This is a genomic window from Haloarcula onubensis (assembly GCF_031624605.1).
Lineage (GTDB): Archaea > Halobacteriota > Halobacteria > Halobacteriales > Haloarculaceae > Haloarcula > Haloarcula onubensis.
This window is the reverse complement of record NZ_JAMQOS010000005.1, coordinates 142,298-156,516: the sequence shown is the minus strand read 5'-3', so window position 1 is coordinate 156,516 and position 14,219 is coordinate 142,298. Positions and strand designations below refer to the sequence as shown.

Here is a 14,219-nt window from a genome sequence, read left to right as displayed (position 1 = left end):
ACTTCTGATTATTAATCTGTGAAATTTGGACGCGAACCTTAAGACCTGTATCAAAGATATCCCAGTATGAGCGACAACCGCAGTGGTGAGAGCATGGGTGGCGACCCCACGCCGGACGGCGGCGTGGTAGAACCGCCGTCGGAGAGCGAGGACGGCATCGACGTCGAATCGCTGTCCGACAGCGAACTGCGTGCGAAGTTCAGGGAGGTCGAGAACGAGCGCGACCAGGCACAGAAGCGCGTCGCGGAACTCGAAGACACCGTCGAGGACCAGCAACACCGGCTGTACGACCTCGAAGGCTCGCTGGCCGAGCTTCAGGGCGTCGTCAACGCCAACGCGTCGGGCGACCTGACCCGGCGGGCCGACATCGACTCCAACGTCGACTCCGTCGTCGATTTCGTCTCCAGCTACAACCGGATGCTCGACGAGTGGAACACGATGCTGAAACAGGTCAAGGAGGTCAGCACGTCAGTCGACCAGGCGACCGACGAGGTCGAAGAGGAGGTCGAGAAAGTCGAGCGGGAGGGCGAACAGGTGAGCCAGTCCATCGGCGAAATCGCCGACGGCGCCCACGAGCAGAACGAACACCTCCAGCAGGTCGGCGACGAGATGCGCTCTATCTCCGCGACCATCCAGGAGGTGGCGGCCTCGGCGACAGAGGTCGCCAACACCGCCGAGGACTCCGTCGAGAGCGGCGACAGCGCCCAGGAGGCCGCGACCCAGGCCATCGAGGACCTCGAAGCCATGGAGGCAAAGACCGAGGAGATGGTCCGGCAGGTCGAACAGCTCTCCGACCTGATGGGCGACATCGAAGAGATTACCGAGTTCATCAACGACGTGGCCGACGACACGAACATGCTGGCACTGAACGCCAACATCGAGGCCGCCCGGGCCGGCGAGGCCGGCAGCGGCTTCGCCGTCGTCGCCAACGAGGTCAAGGACCTCGCCAACGAGACCAAGGAGGCGACCGACGAGATTAGCTCGACCGTCTCCGAGGTGCGCGACCAGACCGAGACCACGGTCGAGAACATGTACGAGACCCAGGACGTGGTCTCGCAGGCCAGTACGGCCGTCGATTCGACTATCGACGGACTCGACGACGTCGTCCACATGATAGACCAGGTCAACACGTCGATAAAGGAGATAGACGACGCGGTCGACCAGCAGGCCCAGACGACCCAGTCGGTCGTCTCGATGGTCGACGAGGTCAGCACCGTCAGCGAGGAGACCACGGCGGAAGCCGAGACGGTCGCCACGGCGGCCGAGAGCCAGGCCGAGTCGCTCACGGACGTCACCCAGGAGGTCAGCGTGATGTCCGAGCGGGCCGAGGAACTCGGGTCGACGGCCGCGCAGTTCAACACCGGCGAGCGCCAGAAGCACACGGTGTCGAAAGGCGACACCGTCATCGACTTCTGGCACGCGATGGGCGGCTCGAAGTCGCTCCTCCTGCACGACTTCGCCCGCGAGTTCGAGGAGCAACACGGCTCGGTGCACTTCCGGCTCTCCTCGCTGGGCAGCTACGACGGGGTGTTAGACGAGAGCCTGGCGGCCGCCGGAACCGAAGAGATGCCCGCCATCGCCCAGATAAACGAAATCGGGAGCATGAAGGCGCGCCTGAGCGGGGCGTTCAAGCCCGCCGAACGCATCCTCCCGGGGACGGCGAAGGGGTCGCTGACAGACTCCGTCTCCGATTACTACACCGTCGACGGGGAGCTACAGTCGGTGCCGTTCAACTCCTCGAACCCCGTGCTGTGTATCAACCAGGACGCCTTCGAGGCCGCCGGCCTGAACCCACAGAATCCGCCCGAGACGTTCGCCGAGGTCCGCGAGGCCAGCCAGCGACTCGTCGACTCGGGCGTCTGTGATTACGGCATCACCTTCGCCAACTACTCCTGGTTCGTCGAGCAGTGGTTCGCCGAGGCCGGCCAGGAACTGGTCAACGCACAGAACGGCCGCGCCGGCGTCCCCGACGAGGCCTACCTCGACAGCGACTTCGGCCACGACTTCTTCCAGTGGTGGACCGACATGGAGGCCGACGGCCTCTACCACAACAGCGGTATCAAGGCCCGCGGGACGGCCAAGAAGACGTTCCACGACGAACGGGCCGCGATGCTCATCGGCTCGACGTCGTCGCTTGGCTCCATCCAGTCGGGCGCCGAGTTCGACCTGAAGACCGGCTACCTCCCGGTGCTGGACGAGCGCAACGGCGTCCTCGTCGGCGGGGCGTCGCTGTGGATAGGGGACGACCTCGACCCGCAGGTCGAACAGGCCGCCGGGGACTTCCTCGCGTGGCTGCTCGAACCCGAACAGCAGGCCCGCTGGCACCGCGAGACCGGCTACTTCCCGGTCTGTGACGGCGCCGCCGACCTGCTGCGACGGGAGGGGTGGTTCGAGGAGAACCCCCACTTCGCCACCGCCTTCGACCAGTTCCAGCAGTCTTCGGACACGCCCGCGACCAACGGCGCACAGATGGGGCCGTTCCCGGAGGTCCGGGGCATCATCGAACAGGCCCGCGCGGAGATGCCCGTCGGCGACGACATCGGCGACAGTCTGCGCGCGCTGAACAACGAGGTCGAAGCGGAGCTGTTCAGCTGGGACGCCGGACAGTAGCCGGCGTCGCCGAACGGAGCCCGTACCGGTATCTCTCTTCGCGGTTCTCGACGCGGTAACAGCCCCGAGACACTCGTTATCACGGACTGAAACGCTCGTCGACCGCCAGTATCAGCTTTCGAAGTTCGATAAGCAACCGCGTAGTAAGGTGGGTGGCCCGCGCAGTCGTTCCTGCACCACCATGCCTCACACACAGGTACCAGCGGTCGCGTGTCCCGTTCTCCGGGCCGAGGCCGTATCACCACCGGGTCACGACGCGACTCTCGGCACCGACTGCCAGTCGCCATCGCCTACCGGCGGCGACGGGGGACAGACTCGTGATTGAGCGGGTCCGGCAGGCGCTGGGCCGCGCAGAAACCGTCCACGAGTGTCGCCGCTGCGGCGAGACGGTCTCGGCTACGACGACACGTTGTCCGACCTGTGGGACCGACAGCATCGCCAGCTACACCGTTCGGTGAGCGGGCGTGTCCGGCACTGGGTCCGCCCGTCGCGAACAGTGAGGACGGGTGGTGCATTCGGCGAACGCGGTGGCTCGCGACGAAAAGCGGGCCGAAAAATCGAGTTTTTCGAGGAACCGTCAGCCGAACATCTGGCGCGTTTTAGGACAAAAGCAATTAATATCTGGCCCCAGTTAGGCAATATACGGTGAACGTCAACGACACCAACAACACGGAGGGGAAGGTGAACCGGCAGTGGGAACTGCTGGAACAGGCCGAAATCCCAGACCGTGACCGGGAAGCCATTACTGACTTCGTTCGCATCGAGCGGCAAGGAAACCAGAACCGAGCCGAAAATACGCTCTACTCCGACCTCAGCAACCTTCGGAACGCCACCGAGCGGGCGGATACGCCGTTGGTCGAGATGGATCGAACCGACCTCAGGGGCCTCATGCGCGTCCTGACGAAGCCGAAGAGCCAGGGCGGCCACGGCCTCGACCCCGACGGAGGCGGCATCTACAACTACAAGCGAGCCCTCCGTGTCTTCTTCCAGTGGCTCAACGAGCAACCGGACTACCCGGACTTCGGCTTCTACGACACCATCGAGATCCCCTCCCAGTCGGTGAGCCGCGTCAACGAAGACGAGATGCTCAACGACGACGAGATCGAGGAGCTGAAACAGCACGCTCGGAACCCGCGCGACCCGGCTATCATCGAGTTTTTGGCCGACACCGGGGCCCGCGTTTCGCTGGCTTCGCAGCTCCGCATCAAAGATATCCACGACCTCGAAACCCAGCGGCCTTACTTTACGCCCAACCCGAACGGAAACGGACACAAGGGGGCACCCGACAAGCGCTACCCGATCCTCCAAAGCCGGGCCGAGATCCGCAGCTGGGTGAACCAGTACCATCCCGACCCCCGGCCGGAGTCGCCGCTCTGGCCAGTCATCAGAGGATACGACCGCGACAACCCCCAGGAGTGCGCCCTCAGTAGCGACCGGCTCCGTGACGCTCTCCGGGCCTGTGCCCGACGAGCCGGTATCGAGAAGCCGGTCAACCCGCACAACTTCCGGCACACCGCAATCACCCGGCTCTCCAGGCAGGGGTTCACGCCCCAAGAGATCCAGCACATCGCCGGCTGGGCCGACGACCGGATGCTGGAAGCCTACGACCACACGACCGACCGGCAACGAAACGAGGAGATGCGCCTCAAGGCCGGTTTCATTGAGGAGTCCGAAACGGAAAACGGACCGGCCGAACCGCAGACCTGCGGGAACTGTCGGGAGACTCTCAAGCCGACGGCGCAGTTCTGTCCCCGATGCGGTGCCCCGGCTACGAAGGAGACCGAGGACGCCATCAGACAACAGGACGACCGGATCGTCGAGTCGGCGGCACTGGCCAATGGAGAATTGGCTAACGCCGTCCTGGAGTTCCGGCGATTGGTCGAACAGTCCCCCGAACTCAGGCGGATGCTGCTCGACGTGTGAGCAGCTCACTGGTCTTCTCCTCCATCGGTAAGGGCGATTGCCTTCTCGGCGTCCTCGGCTATCGGTAAGTCCGACTCGGCCAACTCGACAAAGGTGTCAAGATTCGTCTGGATTAGCTCTTCTGCCGTATTCGCACTTCTTCGCCCGGTAGGATTAGGCGAATCTGCCGTTTGCTTGTTCTGCGCTTCCTCAGTGTGGTTGTCGTCGGGTTTGTCCGTCATGTCTGCTTTGTCTTCCGGGGCATCCCGGATTCTGATGGCGGACAGGCCGACCGATTAGGCAGTTCCCGACGAATGGCCCGAAACCATTTTGTTAGTCGGAATCCGACTTATTGGTAGCCGGTGTTGGTCGACCGTCATGGTCGGTCTGTCCGGTCGCTTTGCTTCAGATGTCGGCGGGGACCTTGGCCGGGTCCGCCGACATCGATCGTTTCGCTTCCGAGCTGTAGGCTTCTTCAGGGCCGGGTTTCACCGGCCTCTGCGTGACCAGCTTGCGACTTGACGAACGGCTTGTTCGCAGTCCACAGTCGGGCCACGCCTGCGTATACAAGGATACGCCACCGACAAAACTATTTCGTCCGACTGTAGAAAGATAGTTAGGAGGAATTCGACTTGTATGGGTGAAGAAAATGACGACGAGATCCCGGACTTGTTCAGTGGCATCGAAGACAGCGACGGCAGCCTGTCTAGTGAGTCGGCTCTGAAGCCGGTTGACCGAGCAAGAGGTATTCTGTCACCGACCGACCGGGACTACTTGTGTGGCCTGAAAGACTACAGCCATAGCCAAACAGAGCTGAACCGACGGCAAGAGATCCGGGAGCGGACAATCGAAGGAATCCGAGATTTCAACCTTCTGTGGCTGCTGCTGGAGGAACCGGAATGGAAGAAGGTTATCGAGGCGTTCGAGGCTGAAGAACTGAATACGGCTTTGTCGTCAATGATTGCCTTCGCCTACACCGCGATCGGCCAAGATACCAGCCGCATGGAAGATATCCTTGAACGCGCCCTCTACGAAGGCGCCAACTACGACATGTCCGGCCGCTGGTCCGGGAAGGCGAACGACGCGACGGTTGATATCGATATCGACTATGAACCCAATGTTGAGGAGCTGTATACACGGGTTCAACAGGGGGAAGGAGATAATTTGACACCGGCCGAAATCGGCGCGCTGGTCCAGGCCGGCAAACTCGACCCGGATGATCTTGAGAAGCTGGAAAACACTGGCCCGGATTTTCCCGGCGTATACGCCGGCGGAGCTATCGAACGAACCGATGAGACCGACACAGAGGAGTAACTGGTGACTCGGCTATGGCATCTCATCGCTTAATCATAGCCGACCATTGGGCCGGGTCGAGACAAAAACAATTCCTGGGTTTTAGCCGGCTCAGATACCCGAATTAATGGTAGAAATGGTAGTACGTCGTTAGGGATCCGAGACCGGGATGATTGGCCGGCTATTCGAACTCGGCGAGTGGGTCGTATACATCTCCGTCTAACTCGGACAGCGCTTTTCGATAGTCGGCTTTCCGGTGGGCTGTTACTATCACGCGGAAGGCCACACGACAGGCCAGCCTCTTGCCAATCACAAGTCCTCCGTCGGGTCGTATGGGCTGGTCTGAAGGAAGGACGACGAGGTGCCACTGCGCGTATCATCCGACTGTTCAGCCGGTGAGTTATCGGCTTCAGCTATAGCTCGCCTCTCGTCGACGTATTGCCGAAGTGCTTGTCGGAGGACATCCGACCGGGAAGTGTCGGATTCGGCCGCCTCCTCGTCTACCTTCTCGCCGAGACTTTCGGGAACCCGGCAGGAAACGTGCGAAGTCACAGGTATACATATGTAGTTATCTAGTAAATAGATTGGCGAATCTATACGGTCAGCGTGTTCCCGTTCAGTCGTAACCACTCGCGCCGGTCCTCGTAATCCGGGATAAGCGTCCCAACGGTATTCCAGAACGAATTGGAATGCCGGTCATGGATGGCGTGGGCCAATTCATGCACAACGACGTAGTCCTGGATACGGATAGGCGAAAGTATCAATCGCCAATTCAGGCGGATGGTGCCGTCCTCGTATTCGCCCCATCGGTCCTCGATTTCAGTGACCTCAACCGAGTCGTACTGTGTCCCCAACTTCGGGGCGAATCGGTCGACCCGCTCCGGTAGCTCTTCGCCGGCTCGCTGGATGTACCAATCAACTACTGCCTGCCGCTTCCGTCGAACGCTTACACTGTCACCAGGGGCGTCGAAGCGGTGGACTCCGAGGGTGAACTGGTTGCCATCGAACGAAAGCTGAGGCTCCGGGACATCCGACTCAGCAACGTTTAGCCGGTACTGACGGCCACGGTACTGTAGTTTCTCACCGCTGAGGAACTCTTTTTTTCCGGGCGTATCGGCCTGCTCAGCGAATCCATAGATAGTCTTGAGGATCCACTGTTTCTTTTCCGCTAAGGCCTCCTCAATATCGTCAAGAGACGCTTCCATCGGTGCTCGAACGCAAAGCTCCATGGAATCATTCATTCGGAGGCCAATAGTCGAGCGCTCCAGGCTCCAGTCAATCTCATACGGAACCACTGTCTGCCCAATGTGGTACTCCCTCATGGCTGGTAATGGGCCCGTGCGAGTTCGATAATGCGGTTCGTCAGCTGGGACCGTTCACTCTCGGAAAGGGGCACGTCGGCCTTGATTAGTCGGAGCTTCACCTTTTTCCGGAGCTTTTGCTGTAGCGTCACCTTCTGCTGCCACTCGACGACGCCAGCGATGTCTTCGACCTCCGCAACGATGTCACCGGTCAACTGTACGAGCGCCTCCTGTTCGACAGCCCGGTCTTCGGCTTCAAGCACGTCTTCAATAGCGTGGTAGAAGGAAAGCTCCGTTTCGTCTGCAAGTCCCTTAGAGCGGGCTTGCTGGTCGCGAGAACGCATCTCGTCGAGGATCTTGGCGAGTTCCTCGATGATTTCGCCGTCACTCATGCGCTTCTGTTTGTACTTCTCGATGAGTTCCTCGACACGCTCCTGGAGGGAGCCGTACTGGACAGGGTCTTCGTCGAATCGGACCGATATCTCGTGTTGGACTGCATGGCGCATCTCACTCGCCCGGGCTTCGTCGTCCTCTAGGCTATCAATCTTCGCACCAAACTCCCCCTCGTCCATTATCGAGACCGGGTCGTCGTTGAGCACGTCGATGCCTTTGGAGCGGATGTGTTTCTGGATGAGCTCCCGAACCTTCTCGCCGCAGCCCTCCAGATTCATCGAGTCGTCCCGATAGCGCTGCTTTGCTCGGGCGTAGATTTCACTGAGACGGTCGAGGTCGCTCTTGTAGGGGTTCGCCATCGGGTCCGGCAGTACGATGTCCATCAGCTGCGAGAAGCGCTTGTACGCGTTCTTGAACTCGATACGGGTGTCCTCCGGTTCGAGCGTCTGGAGACACGCCTCCATGTCCTCGATGTCGTCGAAGAACGAGACCGCCTTGCGGTGGGCAGCTTCGAGTTCCGGCTTCTTGTCCGACAGCGGGACCATCGCGTGCTTCACGTCGTCATCGCTGAACATCGCCAGAGCCGTCTTGAGGTCGTCGGAGATACCGTAGTAGTCGACGATGAGCCCGTGATTCTTCTCCGGGAACGGCCGATTGACCCGGGCGATGGCCTGCAGGAGGTTGTGCTCTCGCAGCGGCTTGTCGAGGTACATCACCTGGGCAACCGGGGCGTCGAAGCCGGTGAGCAGCATATCGCACACAACCAGGAGCTCGACCTCGCCGTTCGGGTCGACGAACTCCTCCTTGTACTTCGAGAGCTCCGTATCGCTCGGTGCCCACTCCTTGACCTCCTCGGGGTCGTTGTGACCGTGCGAGATGACGGCGCGAGACTCCGGGCCGTTCAGTTGGTCGAGTTTCTTCTTGTAGCGGATGGCGGCCCGCTTGCTGGTCGTGACGACCATTCCCTTGAACGGCCGGGCGATATCGTTCTCGTAGTGCTCGACGATGTCGAGCGTCACCTCTTCGATGCGTGCCTCGGCCTCAGCGAGGTCGCGCTCCTGGGCGTACCGCTTCTGGATCTCGGCTTTCTCCTCGTCGGTTCGGTCCTCAAAGACGCGGTCAAAAATCCGGTCCAGGTTCGCGCCTTCGAGGTGGATGTCGGCGAGCCGGCCCTGATAGAGGATCTCGACGGTGGTATCATCTTCGAGCGACTGGTCGATGGTGTACGTGTCGATGTAATTCCCGAACGTCCGGCGGGTGTTCTTCTCGTCCTTCTCGATGGGCGTACCCGTGAATCCGACGTAGTAGGCGTTCGGCAGCGCCGTCCGCATATTGTTCGCGAGCTTCTTGTACTGGGTCCGGTGGGCCTCGTCGACCATCACGTAGATGTCGTCGTCGCGAGAGAGCACCGGGAAGTCCCCTTCCTCGTCGTCGTGCAGCTGGAACTTCTGGATGAGCGTGGTGATGGTCTCTCCGGCGTTGGTCTTGAGCTTCTCGCGGAGGTCGTCGATGTCTTCGGCCTTCTTCGGGTTTGGGAAGCCGCAGCGCTCGAACGTCGCGTGAATCTGGTCGTCGAGCGCGGTGCGGTCGGTCACGAGTACCATCGTCGGGTCGGGCTTCGCCCGGCGAAGCTTCAGCCCGAGAAAGAGCATCGTCAGCGACTTGCCCGACCCCTGGGTGTGCCAGACGACGCCGCCCTGTGCTTCCCGCCGACTGCGGTGGTCGATGCGCCCCAGGGCCTTCTCGACGGCGCGGTACTGCTGGTAGCGGGCGACCAGTTTCACGGCTCCGCTCTGGTTCGTCTCGAAGACGGTGAAGTGCCGGAGCTGGTCGAGGAGGCGCTCGTGGTCGAAGAGCGCGTACAGCATCCGGTGCTGTGGCGAAACGTAGTCGACGCCGAACAGGTCGGCGATGTCCTCGTCTTCGAGCGGATACGGGTCACGCCACGGCTTGTACTGGCCCTTGGGCGTTCCGTAGGTGCCCATTACTGCGCCCTCGTACCACGTCGCCACGGAGAACTGGTTGTACCGGAACAGCTCTTCCGCGCCCTCCTTGCCGGTCTCGGTGCGCTCGTTCTGGTAGCGCTGGAGCTGTTCGAGCGCCTCACTTCGTGGTTCGGCGACTGTTGGGGCCTTGCACTCGACGACGCCGAGCGGGATGCCGTTGACGAACAGGACGATGTCGGGCTTGACGACCTCTATCGGTCCCTCGACGCGGAACTGATTGAGCGCGAAGAAGTCGTTGTTCTCGGGGTTCTCGTAGTCGATGTACCTGACCGTCTGGTGTTTCAGCCCGTGGCCGCGGTCCTGCTTGACCGAGGTGTGTCGGACCAGTTTCTCGTGTATCTGCTCGTTCTCGTCCATCGTGCTCGTCCCCGCGACCTGCTGAATCTCGCGGACGGCCTTGTTCAGGTTGTTCTCGTCGATCCAGGGATTCAGGCGTTCGACGGCGGCGCGAAGTCGGGGTTCGAGTACGGCCGAGGACTCCGTTTCGCGGGGGTCGCGCCAGATCGTTCGCTGTTGGTCGACGACCTTCCAGCCGAGTTGCTGGAGCGTGTCGAGGGCGGGCCGTTCGGACTCGGCGTACTCGCTGGGCATGGGTTAGTCGGTGTTAACGCGGACAGTGCCGGTGAGGAGGTCCTGCATGAGGCCGCGCTTGAGTTCTTGGAGCCCCTTCTTGTGATTCATCTCCTTGAGGTACTTCTCTTGTAGCTCGCGAAGACAAGACGCGATTTTCTCCTGCTCATCTCGCGGAGGGATTAACACGGATAGCGTTTCCAATTCACTACTGTTGATTGAGTCAAAGGTGCTACCTGATGCAATTGACTTCACATACCGTTCACGGTGTGCAAGGTGATGGTGTAGATATTCTTGGTCGATACCACGAGCGTTTACTGCTGCGAGTCCACGCCCGATACAACATCGTTCGTTCGCGACGTTAACCTGCCCGACATACGTGCCTCTGATAGTAACGAGAGTATCGCCCTCTTCTGCGATTTTCTTGGGCTCGGAGCACCAACGGTCATTGGTTGGATTCCGGTACCCAAACTCATTATTGGCCTGATAGAATGGAAGCCCATCACCCTGTTCGTTGTAATGCTTCGACTTGGGTGACGAGCCCATTTTGACTTCGGCGACCTCGGCCAGTTCACGGATGTCCCAATCTGCAGGGACTTGACCGAAAGTTGGGGCATCCGTGAGTGGATGGTCATTATATCCAGTATGAAAGAACTCTGTCATGAGCCCGAAACGCAACTCCTCTGTCCTTTCGATAATCTCGTCTGTCTGCTGAATCTGCTCGTCGACCGTCGAGAGGATGTCGGCGATGCGGCGCTGTTCGGGGAGTGGGGGATAGAGAACGTCTAAACTCCGGTATTCACTTGCGTTAATGTTTTGTTGAGCACCATGACGAGTAATGCGGTCTACCCAGTCATGATAGAGTTTCGACTGAACGTATAGAGCAAGGAAATCGGGGTCAGCCTGCGACTCATCAAGTTCGAAGCGAATTAGATAGCCAGCATAAGCGGCGTCTATATTGTCCTCTCTGCAAAGGTAGCTTTTCCCCGCAGTTGCGCCAGTACGGGCGAACAGTAAGTCACCCGCTGAAAGGTAGTAACCTTCCGCATCATCGCGGGTGATTGATTTCCGGTCATTGTCTTTTAGAAACCCATCATCTCCGATATCCGTGATTCGGATGTACCGTGGCTTCTCAGGATCGTATTCTACGGCAGAAACGTTTGCACCGTAGTTTCCCGAATTCTTGGTTAATTCGTCCAGCTTTCGAACATCCCACTCTGGAGGGATTTTGACGAGCTTAGGGCCCAACTTTACCTCTTGGTAGCCCTCCCGAAGGTCCGACTGCTCTACGGCTTCACTCATCGGTAGTCCAGTTCCTCCATGTACTGCTGCAGTTCCTCGTCGGTTTTCCGGCGCTCCTCAGCCAATTCATCCAACTCCCGGAGCTTCTCACTCACGTCGATGGATTCCTCTGGCTCCGTGGTGTCGACGTAGCGCGGGACGTTCAGGTTCCAGTCGTTCTCCTCGATTTCCTCCAGGTCGACCAGTCGACTGTGGTGGTCCTCTTCGCGCCCGGTGAGGTGTGTCTCGGCGAGGTACTCGACGCCCGCCTCGGTCAACTGGTTCTGGTTCGAGAGCTCCTCGAAAACCTGCACGCCGGACTCCCGGAGCGTCTGGTCCTCGGCGTAAATGAACTGAATTTTGCCCTCGCGTTCTGCGGGCTTGTCCTTGTTCATGATGAGGATACAGCCCGGCGACCCCGTGTTGTAGAAGAGGTTCTCGGGCAGCGCGATGACGGCCTCGATGAAGTCGGCCTCCAGAATCGGCTTGCGAATCTTCTTCTCCGAGCGCGAGCGGAACAGCACGCCGTTGTCCATCACGATGCCCGCCTTGCCGGTCTCCGAGAGCGACGCGAGCATGAGCTGAATCCACGACCAGTCACCGCGGTTCGACGGCGGCAGTCCGTACGGGAAGCGGTTGTACGGCTCGTTCTCCTGTACCCACTCCTTGCTCCACTTCTTCTGGTTCCACGGCGGATTCGCGACGACGCGGTCGAACAGTTCGAGTTCGTCGTGCTCGGTGACGAACTTCGGTTCGGTGATGGTGTCGCCCTTCGCGATCTTGGCGTCCTGCAGCTCGTGCAGCAGGACGTTCATCTGGCCGATTGCCCACGTATTCAGGTTCTTCTCCTGGCCGTAGAGCGAGATGTCGTCGCGGTCGCCGCCCTCCTGCTCGACGTGCTGGGCGGAGTAGATGAGCATCCCGCCGGAGCCACACGCCGGGTCGTAGACGCGATCCCCCGGCTCCGGGTCGACGCACTCGACGAGCAACTGGACGACCTCGCGGGGCGTGTAGAACTCGCCGCCCTTCTTCCCGGCGTCGTCGGCGAACTGCCGGATGAGGTACTCATAGGCCCGTCCGAAGATGTCGGGGTCTTCGAGGTCCTCGTTCCGGTAGCGGTGCTTCGAGAAGTGCGTGACGAGTTCGTCGAGCGTCGCGTCGCTGAGGCGGTCCTTGTCGTTGAAGTCGACGGAGGTGAGCACCCGGTCGGCGATGGCGTCATTCTCGTCCTCGACGGCTTCGAGCGCCTTGTTCAGCGCCGCGCCAATGTCGGTGTCCTGTGCGGCGATGTGGTTCCAGCGGGCGCGGTCGGGCACCCAGAACTCTTCGTGGAGGTCACGGTCGCCGCGAACCGTCTCCTCGTCCACGTCGTACTCCTCCGCGATCTCCTCGGTCTCCTCGTCGAAGCGGTCGTTGATCCGCTTCAGGAACAGCAACCCGAAGATGTAGTTCTTGTAGTCGGCCGCGTCGATGCTTCCGCGTAGAATGTCGGCGGCTTCCCAGAGATGAGATTCCAACGTATCGAGGTCAAGAATCGAATCGCCGTCGACTCCTGGCAGCGTCTCCTGCTCGTGACTCATTATATAACAAGTCACTGGCCACCAGCCGGTTAACCCTTTCCGACGCAGTCCTGCGATAGACGCGGAAGCAGTGCATATTCTGGCAAAGCGGAATACTATTTGAAGAATACAGGAGGGTATAATAGAGCAGTGCCCACACCGTTGATACAGTTTCATTAAATCAAGCGCATAGTCGCACTGATGAGCGAACTAATAGTAAAATCACTCACTATTTGAATAGAATTATAAGAGCACGGTCAAGAATGGGTTAGCATACGATGATAGCTGCCAACGAGTATAACGCCCTATCCGATCTCGAAAGTAAGCGTCAGGAGGCACTCAAGTCGTTATTGTACGATGACGAAGAATTTATTTATGCTATCGATATTAATGACGCATTTCTTATGAAAAAGGCGCGAGCGTCAAAACTAGTCTTGACCAATCAAAGAGTGATTGAGTTCAAACGCGGGTTTATTAAAGAAACATCTAAGGACTTTCTATTGGACGAAATTGCTAGCATCGAACACAAGAAAGGATATGTAAAAAGGAAAATATCGCTGGAGGGGCATGGTGCTTCTTCAGAATATCAAACGTTGCAGGATTTCGGCCGGAAATTCGTCACTGCCGTCCGGAAAGAAAAGAATCATAATAAGAAGTCATAAACATCTCGACTGGACATCATAAAACGAGACATCGACTAAGTGGCTGATTCATTGTAGCACAACTGATCTTATCCCATATGAGTTGTTTTATGACGATATCCAAATAGAATTAAATGTTTAGCTGTTCTTTTTTCCTCGCCGGTGGAGCCAAACGAGCAAAACCGTCACACCGGCAATAGGCCCAGAGAATTCGCCGCCATTCAATTCAGCAGAGAGTGCTAGCCAACCCATTCCGAGCAAAGCGGCGAGCAAAAGCGGGAAAACGATTTTTTCGCCGATGCTCAAGCCAGTCCAGAATGATCCACCGCTCGAACTCCGTGCCGAAGACGACCGGTTCTGTTGCCCCTGTGCGGCCGGGGAAGCACTCGGCTGTTGGTCGCAGTCAGTGCAAATAACCGGGCCACCACCAAGCTCCTGATACCGAGAAGGAGCCAATCGGAGCCCGCGATTACAGGATTGGCATTCGGTATGAATCGCGCAGTCCCGACAAATAGGGTCCTCGCCAAATATCTGGAAATAGCGAGTATCAACCTGAAAATCCTTGTCGCATTTGATACAATTGACATTGGCCTGGCCCATAATGCTATGTTAGCGATTTCATACAAATAGGTAATGATAGATTCGGTTTCATGAGACAATTAT

General features: G+C 59.0%; 11 protein-coding genes. 4 read left to right on the top strand and 7 right to left on the bottom strand.

Annotated elements, in window-relative coordinates:
- The first annotated feature begins 66 nt into the window (after positions 1 to 66).
- Both NDI86_RS15395 and NDI86_RS15390 read left to right on the top strand, forming a co-directional pair.
- Entirely contained in the window at positions 67 to 2,610 is a 2,544-nt protein-coding gene (locus NDI86_RS15395) for an extracellular solute-binding protein (RefSeq protein ID WP_310901327.1), read from the top strand.
- 645 nt (positions 2,611 to 3,255) lie between these two features.
- Complete coding sequence (locus NDI86_RS15390; RefSeq protein WP_310901326.1) at positions 3,256 to 4,533, top strand: tyrosine-type recombinase/integrase; 1,278 nt, start codon at positions 3,256 to 3,258, stop codon at positions 4,531 to 4,533.
- A gap of 5 nt (positions 4,534 to 4,538) precedes the next feature.
- Here NDI86_RS15390 and NDI86_RS15385 read toward each other — a convergent pair whose 3' ends face one another.
- On the bottom strand, positions 4,539 to 4,754 hold the full coding sequence (locus tag NDI86_RS15385) for a hypothetical protein (RefSeq protein ID WP_310901325.1): 216 nt from the start codon (positions 4,752 to 4,754) through the stop codon (positions 4,539 to 4,541).
- Between the two features lie 394 nt (positions 4,755 to 5,148).
- On the opposite strand from NDI86_RS15385, the gene NDI86_RS15380 reads away from it, so the two are divergent.
- Positions 5,149 to 5,826: a DUF8102 family protein gene (locus NDI86_RS15380; protein WP_310901324.1), complete on the top strand. Its 678-nt coding sequence runs from the start codon at positions 5,149 to 5,151 to the stop codon at positions 5,824 to 5,826.
- A 288-nt stretch (positions 5,827 to 6,114) separates the two neighbouring features.
- Here the strand turns inward: NDI86_RS15380 and NDI86_RS22125 are convergent, their stop codons facing one another.
- Genes NDI86_RS22125 through NDI86_RS15360 form a run of 5 tightly spaced genes read right to left on the bottom strand, consistent with a single transcriptional unit; the run spans position 6,115 to position 12,936 of the window.
- Positions 6,115 to 6,357: a CopG family ribbon-helix-helix protein gene (locus tag NDI86_RS22125; RefSeq protein ID WP_417936280.1), complete on the bottom strand. Its 243-nt coding sequence runs from the start codon at positions 6,355 to 6,357 to the stop codon at positions 6,115 to 6,117.
- A 41-nt stretch (positions 6,358 to 6,398) separates the two neighbouring features.
- Positions 6,399 to 7,127 (bottom strand): M48 family metallopeptidase, encoded by a 729-nt coding sequence (locus tag NDI86_RS15375; protein WP_310901323.1) that lies wholly within the window; start codon positions 7,125 to 7,127, stop codon positions 6,399 to 6,401.
- A complete protein-coding gene (locus NDI86_RS15370; protein WP_310901322.1) occupies positions 7,124 to 10,096 on the bottom strand; it encodes a type I restriction endonuclease subunit R in 2,973 nt (990 codons plus the stop codon). The genes NDI86_RS15375 and NDI86_RS15370 overlap by 4 nt, the downstream gene beginning before the upstream one ends.
- 3 nt (positions 10,097 to 10,099) lie before the next feature.
- Positions 10,100 to 11,377, bottom strand: a complete 1,278-nt coding sequence (locus NDI86_RS15365; RefSeq protein WP_310901321.1) for a restriction endonuclease subunit S — start codon at positions 11,375 to 11,377, stop codon at positions 10,100 to 10,102.
- Positions 11,374 to 12,936, bottom strand: coding sequence for a type I restriction-modification system subunit M (locus NDI86_RS15360; RefSeq protein ID WP_310901320.1), 1,563 nt, complete (start codon positions 12,934 to 12,936; stop codon positions 11,374 to 11,376). The genes NDI86_RS15365 and NDI86_RS15360 overlap by 4 nt, the downstream gene beginning before the upstream one ends.
- A gap of 257 nt (positions 12,937 to 13,193) precedes the next feature.
- Here NDI86_RS15360 and NDI86_RS15355 point away from each other — a divergent pair, with 257 nt between their 5' ends.
- Positions 13,194 to 13,577, top strand: a complete 384-nt coding sequence (locus NDI86_RS15355) for a PH domain-containing protein (RefSeq protein ID WP_310901319.1) — start codon at positions 13,194 to 13,196, stop codon at positions 13,575 to 13,577.
- Positions 13,578 to 13,694: 117 nt separating this feature from the next.
- Here the strand turns inward: NDI86_RS15355 and NDI86_RS15350 are convergent, their stop codons facing one another.
- A complete protein-coding gene (locus NDI86_RS15350) occupies positions 13,695 to 14,156 on the bottom strand; it encodes a hypothetical protein (RefSeq protein WP_310901318.1) in 462 nt (153 codons plus the stop codon).
- Positions 14,157 to 14,219 lie beyond the last annotated feature (63 nt).

Bases quoted from the DNA above. Each gene is read 5' to 3' on its own strand.
- NDI86_RS15385 (WP_310901325.1), bottom strand. From the start codon at position 4,754: ATGACGGACAAACCCGACGACAACCACACTGAGGAAGCGCAGAACAAG.
- NDI86_RS15370 (WP_310901322.1), bottom strand. From the start codon at position 10,096: ATGCCCAGCGAGTACGCCGAGTCCGAACGGCCCGCCCTCGACACGCTC.
- NDI86_RS15375 (WP_310901323.1), bottom strand. From the start codon at position 7,127: ATGAGGGAGTACCACATTGGGCAGACAGTGGTTCCGTATGAGATTGAC.
- NDI86_RS15365 (WP_310901321.1), bottom strand. From the start codon at position 11,377: ATGAGTGAAGCCGTAGAGCAGTCGGACCTTCGGGAGGGCTACCAAGAG.
- NDI86_RS15350 (WP_310901318.1), bottom strand. From the start codon at position 14,156: ATGGGCCAGGCCAATGTCAATTGTATCAAATGCGACAAGGATTTTCAG.
- NDI86_RS15360 (WP_310901320.1), bottom strand. From the start codon at position 12,936: ATGAGTCACGAGCAGGAGACGCTGCCAGGAGTCGACGGCGATTCGATT.
- NDI86_RS15355 (WP_310901319.1), top strand. From the start codon at position 13,194: ATGATAGCTGCCAACGAGTATAACGCCCTATCCGATCTCGAAAGTAAG.
- NDI86_RS15380 (WP_310901324.1), top strand. From the start codon at position 5,149: ATGGGTGAAGAAAATGACGACGAGATCCCGGACTTGTTCAGTGGCATC.
- NDI86_RS15395 (WP_310901327.1), top strand. From the start codon at position 67: ATGAGCGACAACCGCAGTGGTGAGAGCATGGGTGGCGACCCCACGCCG.